Here is an 18,748-nt window from a genome sequence, read left to right on the forward strand (position 1 = left end):
CCATATCTACCTAAATTCTCTCTTACAATTAGTAATTTTAAACAAAATCCTCTTTATTATTATTATTGTTTCGTTAAAAAATATTTCTATTTTATCTAAACTATTATATAATATATAGAATGAATAAGAAGGAGGTCTATTATGACTCAAGAAATTCTCTATGTCTGTGAAGAAATTCACCCTACTATTACAAAAAAATTTTTGCAGTCTCCTGTTCATGTTCATGATCATCCAGAACTTTCTATTATCTTAAGTGGTGAAGCCGTTTATTCCATTAAAGATAAAACATATATTATACGTAAAGGTGAACTAGTACTTTTTAATCCTAATGTTTCCCATAGTGTTTATTTATCACCTCAAACGCAATATAAGGATTTACATATTGGCTATAGCAAGCTCACAGAAAGTGTTATGGACTATTTTGAAAAAACAGGAAATGATTTCATTATTTTAAAGCTCAGTAGCGAGAAAAAATATTTTTATTCTCTTTGCGAAGAACTTTTACAAGAATATCGCCTAAGAAAAAAAGACTGTCGTACTATGATTCACTCCTTAGCAACCCAGCTTCTCGTACTTATTTATCGTGAACTTGTAAAAGAAGGCGTGGCCCCTTCTGAGCATTTATGCAATATGGGATATCCTGACAAACGTAAGGTAGTCGAATTCATTACTCATTATATTAATGAAAACTATATGAATGAAATTTCCTTAGACATGTTTGCTAAAGATATGTATTTAAGCCAAGTTTATATTTCTAAAATCTTTAAAGAAGAAACTGGTAGTTCTCCTATTAACTATCTGATTAAAACAAGACTCTCTAAGGCCAAAGAATTATTAGAAGAGCAAGACCTTCCTATTAAAGTAGTATCGGGTCAGGTGGGTTATGAAGATGCCTATCACTTTAGTAAGCTCTTTAAAAAATATTATGGGTATGCCCCATCTGCATTAAAGCGTCATAAAAATTAGCGTCAATATAAATAAAAAGTGACTCTTATCATTAACTGATAAGAGTCACTTTTTATTTATATTCATTTCACTTATTGATGCTCGTTTAGATTATGCTTCTGGATTTGGAGCTCCTACTGGACAAACACCTGCACATGCACCACATTCAATACATTCATCAGCATTGATTACGTAAATGCTATCTCCTTCAGAAATACAGCTTACTGGACATTCAGCAGCACATGCACCACAACTAATACAATCTTCATTAATAATATATGCCATAACTTTTACCTCCCATATGTTTAAAGTTACTTCAAATTTATGATACTATTATTGCGATAGCCTGTCAAGATTTTACCGGTGATAAAATATACCCTTTATGCAATTTTAACAATATTGCTAAATAAACTCCATTTTCCAGTTAAAGCGTTCGGTTTCTTCATTATTAATATACCTTCTCACCTACTTAATTCATTTCATAAAGGCCATCGTATAAGCTTGTATCACAAACATTTTTACGATAGCCTCTTCCTTGTTTATGTAATCATAGTAACTATACTATTTTAGCTAGTTACATTTATATAACTCTAGAATCTTGTAGGTGACTTCGTACTTACCACTTAGCATTTTCTATATCCCTTAAATCAAACCAATATTCTGTATAATCTTTTTCATGGGCCACTCTTTCTAGTTTGTAATATGTTCCTTCGTCACTAAATGCTAATAAAGTATTACAATCAATTAAGTAGAAAGTAATAAAAGGTAAGAAGAAACTTTCCCCTTCATACGTTTTCCATATGTCACATCTTACAATGTACTCTTGCTTTACCCCCATATCTATAGCAAGGTATTTTTGTAGATAAGGTAAAATTTCTGTATAATAATATGGATACTTCGCTACAATAGCACCATCTACTTTAATATCTTTTCTACCTAATGATATAATAGTAGCTATATCTTTCTGCGTGAGTTTATTATTACTTTTTAATACTTCTGTTATTTTCCAATCCCCGTAAAACTCCTTCCTTTCTGCATTAATATGTCTCCCCCATGGTTGAGTCTCCTCCAGATTAGTACTTACTTTTTCGGCTAGCCAATTCACTTCTCCTAGTTGCTCAGTCAGTTTCTTTTCTAGTTCATCTATTCGAGCTTCATCATTTGCCTTAACTTGGTCTAATTGCCTTTCTAACGCTTGAATTGATATCATGTTACTAGTTATTTCTTCCTGTTTACTCTTGTTGCTCATATAGAGGAAAAAAACAGAGACTAAAAGTACTACATTAACTACTAAAACCATTTTAAATACTCTCTTCATAAACTCCTCCACTTGAATACTCAATTATTGCTAAAATATCCCTTCTATAGACTTCACTTGTCTATTAATTTTATAATAATGCTGTTCTATAAAATCAAGTTTAGTATCAACACAGGATGTAATATTATGCTCATCGTAGCCTTTCTCTCATCAGCTTTTTGGTACTCTATGTAGTTAGGTGTAATAATTACTAGAGGCTTCTCTTTATTTAAGTTGATTTACCACTTAGCATTTTCTATATCTCTTAGATCAAACCAATATTCAGTATAATCCTTTTCATGGGCAGTTCGTTCAAGTTTATAGTACACACCATTCTGACTATATGCTAATAGGGTATTACAATCTAGTAGATAGAAATGTTGAAAAGCAACACTATAAATGTCTCCACTATACGTGCGCCACAGTTCACATCTCACAATATAATCTTGTTCTACATCCATATCAATCGCAAGATAATTTTCGGGATATGGTAAAATTTCTATATTATAGTACGGATACTCACCTACAACAATATTATTTTCTTTAACATATTCTCTCCCTAATGAAATAATCGTTCCTACGTTTTTTTGTGCATATTCATTATCCTCCGTTAGTACCTCTGTTATTTCCCAATCTCCATAAAACTCTCTTCTTTCTTCGTTAATTTTGTATCCCCAACGTTGCCTATCATCTAGATTAGTACTTAGTTTTTTTTCTAGTTTATTAATTTCTTTTACTTGTTCTTCTAATTGCCCTTTTAGTTTCTCTACTTCTATACTATCAACGACCTTAATTTGATCTAACTGTCTTTTTAATGTTTGAATCGATATCATATTGCTCACTATTTCTTCTTGCTTATTTTTATTACTTGCATAAAGCAAAAAAATTATAATTAAAAATACAATATTTACTATCAAAAGAACTTTAGATAATCTTTTCATAACCTCCTCCTTACACTATTAGTGTTCTCTCCCATAAGCAGTAGCAACCTTTGTTTTATCATCGTCTAGATACATCTTCGTTTCATCACCTAGATACATCTCCATTTGATCTAGCCATCTATTAAGTACACCTTTACTCACTTTTTCATTCTTAACCTCTATCTCAATACACTCCTCCACTACTTGTTTCCACTCCGTATAATCCGTGCTTCTACTTTCTACCAACCTACAAATCATTTCTGGTAAGTAGCCTCTATTATACTTCCATGTTACTAAACTATCATATTGGTTTTGAGTTAATTCTAGCTTTTTATTTTGAGATGCATATCCGAAATATTCTGGGTATGCATTATATAAATTAATAGTTACCTCCATATTGTTTTTTAACTCATAATTCATTAATTTAATAGCAATATTTCTATCCACACTTATATTTTTAAAATATTCCCATTTAAGTTTATAACCTCTATCTATGCACAAATTATAAATAGTAACTAATTGACCATATAAACTCGGATCTATATTTTTAACATTCTTTTCTCTAATTGATTCCATAAAAACATCTCTTCCTTTATCATAAAACTTTATGTAAGTTCCATAACCTAAGGTAATACCACCATCACCTATATCTTGAACTTTACAATATTGTCGTATCCCCTCGCAAAATAATTGATCATTAATCCGCTTCATACCATATGGTTTATTTTCAAAAGAATCCTTTTCATATGGTAATTCATAGTTTTTAAGGAATTTATATGCATCTACGCTAAGTTTCATGTTTATATCACTCAAATTATACTGTTTCCATTCCTTTAATTTATCAATGAACTTATTTAATTTTTCTTTTGTAGGTACACTGTTACATAAATCAGCATATCCAATATCTTCCCTATCAAATTCATTTTCAACTTTTCCTGTATTTTTCACATATTCATATGGAGCAACATTTCCTCTTATAAATTCATCATTATTATTGACTGCCAATATCAAATAATTTGGCATATAGGATGCTGCATTTTCTCCACTCTCTAGCATTTTTTCACTTTCTTCACAAAGTAATAAATATGAATAATCATTGTAGAAACTATATATGTGGTCTTGTTCAGTATTGCTTATGCAGATTTTTAACTCTATACTTTCTGTTGGCAATAATTCTTGTGTACCTGAACTAAATTCTACCGTTAAGCAAGAGTCAATATACTGTTTTCCTATTTCTGACAAGTCTTGGTTATCATATATTTGAGTCTTGGCTTTAAGTATATCACTTATATTCTTTTCATCTTTGCCTTTAACAACTGCACTTTGACTAATTACAATATCATTAAAACCTTCTGTATTATCGTTAGTATAATAATAGAATATCTGCAAATCAGAAAGCTTTATAGGTGTGTTACCTGTGTTTTTTACTTTTAATTCTAAAGGCATTTCAAATGAAAATGCATCTTTTACTGGCTTCATATACATTTCATATTCGGCTTTTCCTACTGAAGTCTTACCTTCACTTTCATCTAAAAATCGGATATTATCAATGCAAGCAAAGCTAAATCCGTCACTATTTCCGTTATCTTCTAATCTAAACTTAATAGTGTATTCTTTGCCTTGATACAATGAATTAAGTTGATAATGCATATTCTCCCAATCAGTAATAGCATAACTTCCGCCATTTACCTTATGTAATAGACCTTCTTTTTCTAAATAACTTGTTTCTGTCTTTAACATATAATAATGCGGATCTTCCTGTGTTACCTCTGGATATAACCAACCATAAAATGGGTCTATGCCCTCTCCTTCGATTTCTATTGCTATATTAGGTATATTAGAAGTGGTTGTCCCATAAAGCCAGTCGAATCTTAATGTGGTCGCATTCTTAGGTATAGTGACTGTTCTACTTACCTCACTATAGCCATTTTGATTCGTTAAAATACAACTCTTTTTCCCATCATAAGCTGATGATAATTTATTGTCTTCAACTACACATCCTTCTGCAATCTGAACACCCCCTACCACTTGCCATTTGCTTAAATCATTCTCGAAGCCCATTTCTGCATTAGTAGCCATTGCATTCTTACTTCCTGCTAATTTAAAGCTACTACCACCATTAAGCTCATTATATAAACTCACCTGTGCCGTTGATGTAGATACGTTATCTATCACTAATGCTTTCATGAGTTCTACTGCATTTTCTACGGCCTGTGCATTACTAATTACAGAACTATAACCATAATAAGCGGCAGCGCCATGATTTAGAAAAGCATTGCTTAACTGGTCTGTAGCTAAACTTTCACACGAGTTATTTATAACAATACTATTGGCTAATGTTCCTAAATTGTTTTCAAACCACTTATCTGACATTAGATAATAGCATTTATATGTTTTATTAACCACATCAAGTTCATACATCCCCATTATCTCTTCCGATACGAATTCATTTCTATATTTATAATAAGCGTTAGAATACATTTTATCCTCTTTTGGATTGTACCAAACGCCAGTTCCATCAGCTGCTAAATATTTTCCATCCAATCCATGAGAAATAAAAATAATAATACCATAATCATTAATTTTCTTTAATGATTCTATATTCGCTTGTTTGTCAGTTAAAACATCTACTTGAAAGTCTATTTTTGACTCTTCAAGCATCTTTTTTATAGCCTCAACTTCTGTATGATTTCCCCAGTCAGTTTCACAAGGTGACCATATAAGTACTTTATTAGATGAGATATCAACGTATTCCCATTTTTCATCAGAAACAGATGCCACTATATTTCCTGGTTTTCCACCCCTACTTTTTAAACTATTGTCTTCTTCATCCTCTACCCGGATATAATTTTCTACTCCACCTTTGTATGTTATTCTTATTCCTTCGTCCTCTACCCATATTTTCTCTACTATATCTGCTCGAATGAGAAAATCACTCAATACTTCAATAAGCTCTTTAGATGATAAATTTTCATTGGTCGCAAAAATCTCATCTATCTTTTGACTCATTAATTCATTAAATCGGTCTATTTCTTCTAAATTTACATCTGTATAATTAACAACAAATGCACTTTCATCTGTCTTTCCTGTATTATCTGTTGCAACGACCTTACAATTTATCTCACCTAATGGCATGTCAGCAAAGTCTATTATGGAAGAATATTGGTTTTCCTCATCCTTTAGTAACTGTCCCTTGCTCATCCATTCTTCATTTTCATCTTGTATCCATAGGTCAATACTTTTTATCTCTTTTTTCTTTCGTACTTTAGCCGATATTTTATTTTCTGTATTCTCATAAGAAAAGACTGCTCTCTTCTCTATCTTGGTATCTAAAATGATATCATCTATGCCACAATTAACTACGGTAACATGAGCTTTACAAATCACATCTCCTAATGTGGTACACAAGAATATGTCCGTTTCACCTATACCAACTGTTTTAAACTGATTTCCAGCCACTGCTACAATCTTCTCATTTGAACTCTTTAATACAATATGCTCCTTATCCACTGCAGTAAATGGAATAATTCTTTCTGACGAGTCATTAATGTTTAACTCTAATTCTTCTTCATTAAAATAAGCTTCTCCTGAACTCTTTCCTGCTACAATAATCTGATAAAGTGTTTGGTACTCCTGTATATCCCTAATTGTATCTAAGTATTTAACATTTGCTACTGGGTACTCTGCCTCATTATACTCATGACTTGAAAATTTTAGTACTTCTTCTGTATTCAAAAGATAATACGTATAAGGATATCTACCTATACCCGCTGCATGAGTTGTATCTACATGATACCAGTTTCCATCCACCTTGATTAAATTCCATGCATGCGTATCATTTTTAACAACTCTGCTCTCGATTCCTGCAAGAGTACATAATTGATATGTTAAGTTAGCATATCCATCACATATTGTGCTTTTATTAGCTAGTACATCATATAATTGATAATGGGTATAAGTGTAGTCATAAGAATAATTCTTTACCACATAATCAAAAATGCTCTTTACTTTTTCGTGTTCGTTCATAGATGCACTTGTTATATCATTAATAATATATGCCAATTGTTGTTTTACAAAAGCTTGCTTATTGCCTTCTTCTTCCCCTAACTCACTATCATAAGTAATTGTTAGTAGTAAACACTGTCCTACTTCACTTGTGTTAGTAGTATATTCCCAGCTATTAACCGAATCTATTAGTGGTGTTTGATTATTTATTTTACTCTTAATAGCAGCTATCATTTGAACAACTTCATCATTTGTCCCTAAATACTTTACTTCTACTTGCTTTTGCTTACTTTGAAATGCTGTTCTTAATTTATTTTCTAAATCGCTTTGTACATCTTCCTTTGTTTTATATAATATATTTAATTTAACCTTGAGTATGCCATCAATTATTTCAGAACTCATTGTATAAGAATCTATGCCAAAAGCTGCTGTCTCCATAATTGGTTCAACAATAGCTATCACGTCTGTATCTAACTTACAACTCAGTTCAAGTGTCACTTTTCTTTGGTTAATTCCTTCTTGTATTTCACTCTGTATAAGTTCTTTTTCATCTTTATACTTAACCTCTACAGTAATCCTTACTATTTCTCCTTGTAGAATATAAGATACGGTATATGTTTTAATGCTATTTTCTTCTTCCTTTAGTTTCTCCATAAATGTGGCAACATCATTTGGATCACCTTTAAAATTAAACTCTATAATTTGCTGTTTGTTCTGTACAGCCTCTTGTATCATTTGCTCTATATTTTCATCTACCTGTATCTCTTCTTTATAAATAAAGCTTATTTTTACAGCTATCATTCCTTCTAACTGTACATAGGATATACCATAACTTTTTACTCTGTGTTCTATCTCTCCTAAAACTTTATTAATACACACTCCTACTTCTTCTATGGTTCCTGCATAATTAAATGCTACTTCTACTTTTTTACTTTGTACACCTTCTTTTATTACCTTTTCTATATCTGTCTCTACATTTACCTCTGGTTCCTCTGTTGTCTCTCTATAAGTAAAACTTATTTTTACAGCTATTATTTCTTCTAACTGTGCATAAGATAAACTATAATTTTTTACACTATGTTCTATCTCTCCTAAAACCTTACTAATACATGTCCCTACTTCTTCTATTGTCCCTGCATAATTAAATGCTACTTCTGCTTTTTTACTTTGTACGCCTTCTTTTATTACCTTTTCCATATCTGTCTCTACATTTACCTCTGGTTCCACTGTTGCCTCTCTATAGGTGAAACTTATTTTTACAGCTATTATTTCTTCTAACTGCGCATAAGATAAACTATAATTTTTTACACTATGTTCTATCTCTCCTAAAACCTTACTAATACACGCCCCTACTTCTTCTATCGTCCCTGCATAATTAAATGCTACTTCTGCTTTTTTACTTTGTACGCCTTCTTTTATTACCTTTTCTATATCTGTCTCTACATTTACCTCTGGTTCTACTGTTGTCTCTCTATAGGTAAAACTTATTTTTACAGCTATCATTTCTTCTAACTGTGCATACGATAAACTATAATTTTTTACACTATGTTCTATCTCTCCTAAAACCTTACTAATACACGCCCCTACTTCTTCTATTGTTCCTGCATAATTAAATGCTACTTCTGCTTTTTTACTTTGTATACCTTCTTTTATTACCTTTTCTATATCTGTCTCTACATTTACCTCTGGTTCTACTGTTGTCTCTCTATAGGTAAAACTTATTTTTACAGCTATCATTTCTTCTAACTGTGCATACGATAAACTATAATTTTTTACACTATGTTCTATCTCTCCTAAAACCTTACTAATACACGCCCCTACTTCTTCTATTGTTCCTGCATAATTAAATGCTACTTCTGCTTTTTTACTTTGTATACCTTCTTTTATTACCTTTTCTATATCTGTCTCTACATTTACCTCTGGTTCTACTGTTATCTCTCTATAAGTAAAACTTATTTTTACATACAGTGTTTCCCCTGATTTTCCATAGCTCATACTATAGCTTTTCACATTATTGTTTACTTCACTTAGTACTTTAGCTACACTTGCTTGTACCTCTTCTATTGTCCCATTATACTTAAACTCAACTATCTCTTGCTTGCCCACTACTCCTCCCTTAATTAACTCCTCCACTTGAGCACTCAATAACACATCCTCATCGTACTCTGATACTACATATTCTGCTGCTTTAATTTCATACGGTACTAATGCTGTAATCATTACTACATAACTTAATACATAACAAATTATTTTTTTAATCAAAATTCTCCCCTCCTATTTTGTTTTAATTTTATAAATAATTTTAATATAAAGAATTATTTTTGTCAATTTTTATACTATTTGCTTTATTATATCAAAAAAAGAGGATATTATTAGATATTTTCACCTAACAATCCCCTCTTTTATCTAAATAAACTCATTTTCCCAATTAAAACATCCAGTCACTTCATTCTTAATGTATTTGATTGCTTGTAAGCTACTTAAGTGTTTGACCTGTAACAGTTACTTGAGCTGGGCCACTTCCAAGGTTACAACCAAAAGTATAGCTTTCTCCTGCTGCTAAATGAGGTTGCCAATCTGGGTTTGAAATCGTATAGGTATTGCCTACTTGGTTTACAAGTGTTGCACTCCAAAGTGATGTAATAGAACGATCTAAGGTAAAGGTACAAGTCCATCCATTTAATGCTTTCCCTGTTAAATTGGTTACTGTAATATTGGCTGTTGCTCCTGAGGTCCAATCAGATATAATTTGCACTTTAACCATATCACCTGTTTGTGGTGTTGTTGGTGTTGGTGTTGGTGTTTCTGTGCCACCTCCAGGTACTGCTGAACCTGCATATTTAATAACAGCGCCTGCCACACTCTTTCTCGTCCAGCTACATGAATTACGATCTAATAAGCCAAAAGATTCTCCATCATTTTTATGATAGTTATTATCCCACCATACACATTTGATACCATATTGAGTTGCAAGACTTACATAGTCTTTTACCCATTTTACTACTTCACTTTCATTATTCTTATGTACTGCACCAAATTCTGTAATGATAACTGTTACCCCTTTACTTATAAGTGAGGTATTTAGATTATTCATGAGATACTCTATATCAGATTTTCCTGAGCCGTCCCAAGTCGTACGGGCCCAACTTGGGTTACCTTCTGGCCTAAATGTAAAGCCATATGGCGTATAAGCATGAATGGCAACCATAATGTTTTTATCACTAGGAATTTTAAAACCAGAAAGACCATTTGGATCTCCATTATTGCCATAAGGACAGATAATAAGACATCTTTTTGCATTATTGCCCCCCGTTTTACGTACTGCATCAATAAATGCTTGATTTAAAACATTAACGGCAGCTCTACCATCTGCATCTCCACCACTCCATTCATTACTACTTCCAACAATCCTTGGTTCATTCATGCCCTCAAAAAGTAAGTGATCTCCATAGGCTTTGAATCTCTCTGCAATTTGAGTCCAAATAGCTACTAGCTGTTTCTGAGAAGCATCAAGTGTTGCTGATTGAGGTTTTAACCAAGATGTTTCATGATGTGTATCAAGTAGCACATACATGCCATCTGCCATAGCATAGTCCACCACTTCTTGTACACGATTCATCCAAGCTGTATCTATCGTGTAGTTAGGTGCACTTCCTACATGTTCTCCCCATGAAACAGGAATTCTAATCGTATTAAATCCTTCATTTTTTACAGCATCGATCATGGCTTTGGTTGTTTTAGGATTTCCCCAATAAGTTTCATTATTTAATGAATAAGTACCATATGCATCTAATGAGTTTCCTAAGTTCCATCCTGCTGTCATTTCTTTTGCAATTGCAGCAGGCGTAATGTCCCTCATTGTTCCACGTACATCAGCTGCAGAAACAGCCGTTCCTCCACCTACGAGCAAACATAGGCCCATAAATATACTTAACAACTTCTTTTTCATTTTTTTGCCTCCTTCTGCCATTTCATTTTACTTGTAATCTTCTTTATTGCTTCGTCATTCCTTTGTTTCTTATCCTGCTTATTTTAAAGAAGCATTGGTAGCTGTTACAGTTGCTGGACCACTGCCAAGGTTACAGCCAAAAGTATAGCTTTCTCCTGCTGCTAAATTAGGCTGCCAATCTGGATTAGCAATCGTATAGGTACTACCTACTTGACTTACAAGTGTTGCACTCCAAAGTGATGCAATAGGACGATTTAGGGTAAAGGTACAGGTCCATCCATTTAATGCTTTTCCTGTTAAATTGGTCACTGTAATATTAGCTGTTGCTCCTGAAGTCCAATCTGATACAATTTGTACTTTAATCATATCACCTGTTTGTGGCACTTCTGGTTCAGTTGGTGTTTCTGGCGTACTTCCACCTGGGGCTGAGCAAGATTCAAATAGCCATGTTTGATTGGTAGCACCATAGTAAGTATAGGCCTGAACATTAGCACCATCTGTTGTAGCTTTATTAGATACATCTAATCCCCTAATATCAGTCGTACATTTTAAAACAATACCGTAAACGCCACTTTGTGATGTAGGCAATACTTTAAATAATTGCGCACTTGTATTATTGGCTTCATAGGTTTGGATGTTAGTACCATTTTCATCTTTGCCATAGGCAACATCTAACATATAGCCATTGCCATTTTTAAGTGTCACATAACCCTCACCCTTGTTGACAAGTTGCCATTTTTGTCCTGCAACGCCTGAACCTGTACCAATTTCTACGTTTTGGCCATTTGCACCTACATTATCTTTTACCTGAAGGTATTTTTGTGCATTCACATTTTTAATGTAATACCAGCCATCTTTTAATGTGGCATAATTTGAATTTGGAGTTGGTGTTGGACTTGGTGTTGGACTTGGTGTTGGATTAACTTGGCTTCCTGAATCTGTATAAGCTTTGAGCACAGAATAGTAAGATGCTTTTGGTGTTCCACCAACAGTCTTATATAGTAATGGATTGTCTTTTGAAATCCATGAATTACTATCTGCAAGTCCCCAGAAGGTAATACCTGTAATATTAGAACCAGATTTTTTAGCTTTGATTAATTCTGAAAAGAGATTATAGCAATAATCTGCTTGAACCTGATCAGAAGTATTAGCAATATCTAGCTCTGTAATTTGAATTTCAAATCCTGCATTTGTAAACTTCTTTACAGCATCCATGTAATAAGATACACTTGGAAAATTCGTTCCAACATGTGACTGCATACCTACACCATTACAAATTTTCTTATCACTATTGATGAACTTAACTAATTCAACAATTTTATCAGACACCATGTATGTATTGTAATCATTATAGAATAAACTTACAGAATTTGTGAGTCCACGTTCAGCAAGTACCTGATTGGCAAATTGAAAGGCTTTTTTAACAAAGCTTGCTTTTGTATTTACCGGACCATAAATTTGTATCCAACCTGATTTAGAATCTGCATGTAAGTACTCATTAACGACATCCCATGCATAAACAACACTTCCATATTTGCTTGAATAGACATGATTCATATAAGACTTAACATAAAATTCTAAACGTGCATCCATGACTGCTTGACTGACATAGCCACCATTTTTGCTATAATCACTTCTGAAATACCAATCTGGTGTTTGTGCATGCCATACTAAAGTATGTGCACGTAATGCTATCCCATTTTCATAACAGGTTTTTAAAACATTATCTACTTGATTAAAATTAAGTTTTGGCACTGTACTTTCTGTATAATTACTTGGGATATAGTATCCTAAGGCCTTAGCTTGTGCTACAGAAATCAAAGTAGGTGACCAATTACTTAAAATATAATCTGGCTTCATTTCATTTCCTATAGTTGTACTATTGTACTCTTTCTTTAAAGCATTAAATGCATTAGCATTATATAACTCATCATAAACAACTGAAGCCCCTATTTTACCAAATAATTGTCCATATGTATTTAAGAGTGTCGTATCAGTTGCTGCTGCATTTACTGCATTACTAGTTCCCATCATCAATATCATCATCAAGGCTAAAAACAAGGATACTACTTTACTGTGCTTTTTAATAAACATAAAATCCATCTCCTATCGTTTTCATAATATAAATCATCCATTATTTAAATAAATACTGACAAAAATGATAAAGTCCGTTATTCCAAACCCCAAAATTATGATCTCCATTCATGGTGTACCAGAAGTGTTGTACATTATTTTTCACTAGGGTATCATGATAGTAAGTAGGTACTGTACCCACTACACTATCCGTATTACCATTACATATTAAAACTACTTTAGGTACATTAGCACCTTGTGGTATTGTAAATTCACTTTCTCTAAACTGTCCTGGATAATTCAATCCCTTATCTGGAAGTAATCCCGGAGCAGGTGAGAATGCACCTATATACCCAAAGGTATCTAACATAGAAAATCCAATAAACAATGACTCACGTCCACCCATGGATAAACCTGCAATAGCTGTATTTTGAGGACCAGTTTTTATGGAATAATTTTGTGCAATAAAAGGCATTAAATCGCCTCTTAAATCATTAATAAAATTATCAAAAGCCACAATATTTTCTGCACTTAAAGCATTCGATGGTACCCCATCGTTTTTACTCGCACGGATATTAGGAATAACCACAATCATTTCCTGCGCTTTACCACTTTTTATTAAATTACCAATAATATTATTTGCACCACCATATAACCACTCATCTTCAGTTCCTCCTATACCATGTAATAAATAAAGTACAGGATATGTTTTATCCTTTGAATAGTTAACTGGCGTAATAATATTACATTTCCTCATGGTACCTGTGGTTTTAGAATAATAACTTACTTTTTCAAGCTTACCATATAGATTACCTTCTATATATTTGTCAAAATTACTTGGTACATCATAAGGATTAATAGGTACATCATATATATTTCCTTGTGTTGGCTCACTACCTCCTGTCGAAGGTTGTTCCCCTTCCGAAGGATTTTGTTCCTGATAATTAGTCATACTTATAATATTTCCATCATATAGTATCTCTGCTAAATATGCTGAAAAACCATTTATTTTTGACCAATCTTTATTAGCGATACGTATTGAAATATTCATGCTACCTGTACCTACGCCTAGTGACCCTGTTTCATTCACTTTTAAGGTACACAAATACTTCCCATTCACCTTTTTTATACTCATATCCACTTTCGAAGTTAAGTCACTGTACCAAGGTGCCACATTTAACTGTAAAGCTGCATGATCACACCACATATTCATTTCTTTATCTTGTGACTGATTAAAATAATAACGAATTTCTAATTTAGATAAATCAATGGGTGTTTTAGTTGCATTAACTGTATAAGTTTGATTAATCGTTTCACTTATTGTTGTTGTATTGGCCACATCAATACCTATTTGGGATGAATATATAGCATTCACCGTTTGTACATTATTTGCATTTACTGTTGTTGCTAAAACGTTTCCAACTATATTTGTGGTAGCTAATACAATACTTCCTATAATCCCTATCATTTTCTTCCTGTTCATCTCATACCTCCTATAACTAATAACATCTATATCTATCAGAACTAAGTATCTACCCTCCTTTATCTTTAATAAACTCTAGGAATTTCCAACCTGTATCTTTCAAGGTTTTTAGTTCCTATATTTTAAAAATCGCCACCTTTCACTTAAACCTATGGATCAATATCTCCATTTATAGTAAAGTCAGTTGATTGTAATACTATTTTTCAAGCAAAGGCGATTTTAAATATGACCTGTTATTTCTATACTCATAATGTTCTTCAAGATACTTAGGAAAATCTCATTAGATGCTGACAGGTTGTTACCTAATAAATATCTTATACCAAAACATTTCAAGGTCGAATTAGATTCATCTCCTGCCTAGAGTGTATTTAGATATTCCTTTCTATTACTATAATGTAAAAAAAAACATTTAGGATCATAGACTCACAATATGTTTTTTTTTTAGATATAACATGTTGTCATCTATAGTCATTTGACACACAAAAAAAGCTACTAATGAAGATCATCATTTCATTAGTAGCTTTTTTATCTTTATATAAATTCTTGTTCCCAGTTAAAGTATCCTGTCTGATCATTTTTAACATATTTAAGATAAGCTGCATACGTATTACCATTACGCCCCTTGAGATTACGAAAGCCCACCTTTCCATTTTTAAGTAATAGTTCTACCATTTGACGTGTGACAGTCTTCCCTAACATTGTAATATACTTATCATTTTTCCAAATGGTGTACTTACAACCGCTCTTCCAGTTCACGCAACCAAATGCTTTTTCATTTTCTACTACAGCATTCCCACACACAGGACAAACCCCTACTGGCTCCATATCTTTAGGCACTTCAACTTTTGTACCGCTTAATACCCTTGTATCATTTTTAATAGCCTCAACAGCTTCTTCTGTAAAGGCTTTAATCATACTTAAGAATTCATCCTTTTGGAATTTACCCTTTTCAATATCAGATAAAGTTTTCTCCAATCGCCCTGTATATTCAAGGTCAAGTAACTGCTTTGCTGGAAATGTTTCTACAAGAGCTTTTCCTAGGTCTGTACATACTAGACTTTTTCCTTTTGCCCTAATATATTCCGCATCTTTTAGTTTCTTAATCGTTTCTGCACGCGTAGCAGGTGTTCCAATACTAAAACCACTTAGGATACTTGCCATCATCTTGAGGGTATCTTCTTCACTTTCTTCTTTTCCCTCTTCTTTTTCATCTCCCTTAAAGCTTTTTCCACATGTCTCCATCACTCGAAGTAGTGTTTTTTCTGTATGCGCTTTAGGTGGTTTTCTAGTTACTTCAGCCACATTAGCATTTTTCACTTCTACCAGTTCATCTTGTGTCACTTGTGGTAATAAAGTATCCTTGTTTTCCTTGCCTTCTTTGGTGCCTTTAGCTTCAAATTTTTCTACAATACGCCAGCCTTCTACTAGTTGTACTTTTCCTTTTGAAATAAATACACCTTTTAAGCTTTCTTCTGGCACATCAATAATCTTAGTAATCAACTTCGTTTCTTCAAATTCTGCTATAGGCAAGAATTGCATAAGGAAACGATTTTTAACAGCATTATAAACCACCTGTTCATCTGGTGTTAAACTTTTAGGTATGATATAAGTTGGAACAATAGCACTATGGCTTTCTACCTTACTATTATCAAATATACGTTTATGATCTACAAAACAAATTTGACTTTCATAAGGAAGACCTATTTTAAGTGTATCTAACACCTTTTTGGTTCTTCCCTTTAAACTTTCCTCTAAAGCCAAACTCCCCGTTCTAGGATAAGTAATATATTTCTTTTCATAAAGAGATTGTGCCACCTTTAGCACTTTATCAGAAGTCCAACCTTTATATTTACTTGTAATATACCCTTGCAAATTAGACAAATTAAATAAAAATGGTGCATATTCCTTCTTTTTCTCTATTTGCTTTTCTACAATTTGCGCTGGCTTATTTTTGATAAGTTCTACCATGCTCTCTAAAGTAGCTTTATTGTCGAACTTCTCATTATCTTTGCCTTCCTCATCCTTTTCATAATAAGTTCCTTCAAATACTTCATTTTGGCTCGTTTTAAAATTTGCCAGAAGCTTATAGTAAGTAGATGCTTCAAACTGCTCAATTTCTTTATCTCGGTCATAAATAATTTTTAAAGTTGGCAATAATACCCTACCAATATTTAAGATTTTTTTACTGCCCGAGTTATATTTCACTGTTGCAACCGATGTTAGATTAATCCCAATCATCCAGTCTGCCCATTGCCTTCCAATCCCTGCATCTTGAAGTGATTTCATTTCTTCATTAGGCCTTAATTGACTAATGCCCTTTTTCACTTCTTCTGGTGTCCACTCATTTAAAAGTATACGATATATAGGTTTCTTTTCATTAAAATATAAAAAGATCTCATCCCCAATAACTTGCCCTTCACTTATGCTCACCTGAATTTATGTGTAAATACTCTAAAGTTAATTATATCAATGTTTTATAGATAAATCATCATTAATTTTGATTTTACACACTTAAATTTTATTATTTTTTCTTATTAAACATTAATTTCCATAATCTTACTATTTTTAAACTCAATTTTTACACAATACTCATACATTTTCTAGCCTACTAAAGATATGTTTTTTCTATCTTAGTTAAATATGTAGCTATTGATGATTAATACACTTTCTACTACTATATTACTAATATCTATTCATCATGGTTTTCATTACACCCTCAACATCATCTTTTAATTCCCACTTACTGATATTTTCAATAGTATTTAGCAACTTTTTCTTAGCTACACTATCTTCCATACCCATCACACATCTATTATTTTTTAAAAACACCTCTGCATTTACTCTTGCAACACAACTACCCTTGAGTATATTTAGTATATTTTCCCTAAACATTAAATCTAAGTTATATACGGTCTTTTCTAGAAGATTATCTAGTTCCCATTCAAATTTCATTACATTTTCTTCTTCCCAATCAATTCCCAGATTATCAATTATTGTTTCCTTTGAACTAATCCTTTCTTCAAATATTATTCCACCAAAAGTATTCATGAAATTAATTAGAGATGTTGATAACGCAATATTTGAATGTTTATACCTATACATAAATATTATTTTACTATCTGTAATTTGTTGCAATTCATATCCAAACGGCTTAAATTGTTCTCTTATTATATCTTTGAACAAATTGATAAAACTGCTTGTTCCGATATACTTAATAGTATGCCTATTTACTTTAGCACCATCTTTAATTATTTGTTGTCTAACACCCTTTAAATTTTGCTTAGTTAACCAATCCCCTATTTTCTTAGTTGCTACTAGCCTATCATTTATATGATCTGCGATAAAGTGTTTACTTAGAACCATTAAATCATCAAATTCTGAATACCAGTTTTCTAATCTATCTATCTCTGAATTCTTATATTTACCACCTATATAATCCGTATAAAAGTTATTACTCTCTAAAATAAGTTTATTAAATCTTGAATCTATGTTCTCAGGCATTAATAATTCTAAATTATTATAATATCCTCGCCATTTATCCAAATCCTCTTTGCACCCTGGGAACTTTGTATTTAAAAGATTTCTTCTAGTAGTTTCTTTTATTAATTTATCTTGATCCCTTCTATGCTTACGTGAATCAAAGGATCTATTATCTATAGAAGGAAACTTATTAATACATTCTGAGCCGACTATTAATACATTATTATTTTTAACATTTCTTATCCTATAGTTATGGAGCAATCTAGCATTGCCACACAGTTGACACTTATTTTTATAATCTCCTACAAATTTCTCTTGTGACCATTCGGCAGCTGCAACCTCTTGTATTTTTTTAAATGAATACATTAGTATGTTGTAAGTTTCAATATCAACTCGCATTAAATTCTCTATATCCGATAATGATATTGATTTCATACGTTCCCTATAATTCTCAATTAACATCTTTACCTTAGGATACTGATTAATACATTCACTTTTTGAAACTAGATTAATTGCTTCAATTCCAACTAATACTTTATCTTTTGCCATTTCCCCATAACACCTCCCATAAGTAACTGCTCTACTCTTATATTATA

At 32.3% G+C, this 18,748-nt stretch carries 10 protein-coding genes; 1 reads left to right on the forward strand and 9 read right to left on the reverse strand.

Annotated features, from left to right (window positions below; all coding sequences use genetic code 11):
* Window positions 1-141: 141 nt before the first annotated feature.
* Entirely contained in the window at window positions 142-966 is an 825-nt protein-coding gene (locus tag EKH84_RS17075; protein WP_127067230.1) for an AraC family transcriptional regulator, read from the forward strand.
* Between the two features lie 90 nt (window positions 967-1,056).
* On the opposite strand, the gene EKH84_RS17080 is transcribed toward EKH84_RS17075, so the two are convergent.
* From EKH84_RS17080 to EKH84_RS17120, 9 genes are all read right to left on the reverse strand, one after another.
* On the reverse strand, window positions 1,057-1,230 hold the full coding sequence (locus EKH84_RS17080) for a DUF362 domain-containing protein (protein ID WP_013657841.1): 174 nt from the start codon (window positions 1,228-1,230) through the stop codon (window positions 1,057-1,059).
* Between the two features lie 331 nt (window positions 1,231-1,561).
* Window positions 1,562-2,263, reverse strand: a complete 702-nt coding sequence (locus EKH84_RS17085) for a hypothetical protein (RefSeq protein WP_127067231.1) — start codon at window positions 2,261-2,263, stop codon at window positions 1,562-1,564.
* Window positions 2,264-2,481: 218 nt separating this feature from the next.
* Complete coding sequence (locus EKH84_RS17090) at window positions 2,482-3,183, reverse strand: hypothetical protein (RefSeq protein ID WP_127067232.1); 702 nt, start codon at window positions 3,181-3,183, stop codon at window positions 2,482-2,484.
* A gap of 18 nt (window positions 3,184-3,201) precedes the next feature.
* Window positions 3,202-9,429 carry a transglutaminase domain-containing protein gene (locus EKH84_RS17095; RefSeq protein ID WP_127067233.1) on the reverse strand — a complete coding sequence of 2,076 codons (6,228 nt, stop codon included), beginning with the start codon at window positions 9,427-9,429 and terminating at the stop codon, window positions 3,202-3,204.
* Between the two features lie 214 nt (window positions 9,430-9,643).
* Window positions 9,644-11,116 (reverse strand): cellulase family glycosylhydrolase, encoded by a 1,473-nt coding sequence (locus EKH84_RS17100; protein WP_190283376.1) that lies wholly within the window; start codon window positions 11,114-11,116, stop codon window positions 9,644-9,646.
* A 78-nt stretch (window positions 11,117-11,194) separates the two neighbouring features.
* Window positions 11,195-13,210: an endo-1,4-beta-xylanase gene (locus tag EKH84_RS17105; protein WP_243118607.1), complete on the reverse strand. Its 2,016-nt coding sequence runs from the start codon at window positions 13,208-13,210 to the stop codon at window positions 11,195-11,197.
* Window positions 13,211-13,250: 40 nt separating this feature from the next.
* Entirely contained in the window at window positions 13,251-14,672 is a 1,422-nt protein-coding gene (locus tag EKH84_RS17110) for an alpha/beta hydrolase-fold protein (protein WP_127067235.1), read from the reverse strand.
* A 531-nt stretch (window positions 14,673-15,203) separates the two neighbouring features.
* Window positions 15,204-17,102 carry a type IA DNA topoisomerase gene (locus EKH84_RS17115; RefSeq protein ID WP_127067236.1) on the reverse strand — a complete coding sequence of 633 codons (1,899 nt, stop codon included), beginning with the start codon at window positions 17,100-17,102 and terminating at the stop codon, window positions 15,204-15,206.
* A 252-nt stretch (window positions 17,103-17,354) separates the two neighbouring features.
* Window positions 17,355-18,701, reverse strand: coding sequence for a hypothetical protein (locus tag EKH84_RS17120; RefSeq protein ID WP_127067237.1), 1,347 nt, complete (start codon window positions 18,699-18,701; stop codon window positions 17,355-17,357).
* Window positions 18,702-18,748 lie beyond the last annotated feature (47 nt).

The organism is Cellulosilyticum sp. WCF-2 (genome assembly GCF_003990395.1).
GTDB classification, from domain to species: domain Bacteria; phylum Bacillota; class Clostridia; order Lachnospirales; family Cellulosilyticaceae; genus Cellulosilyticum; species Cellulosilyticum lentocellum.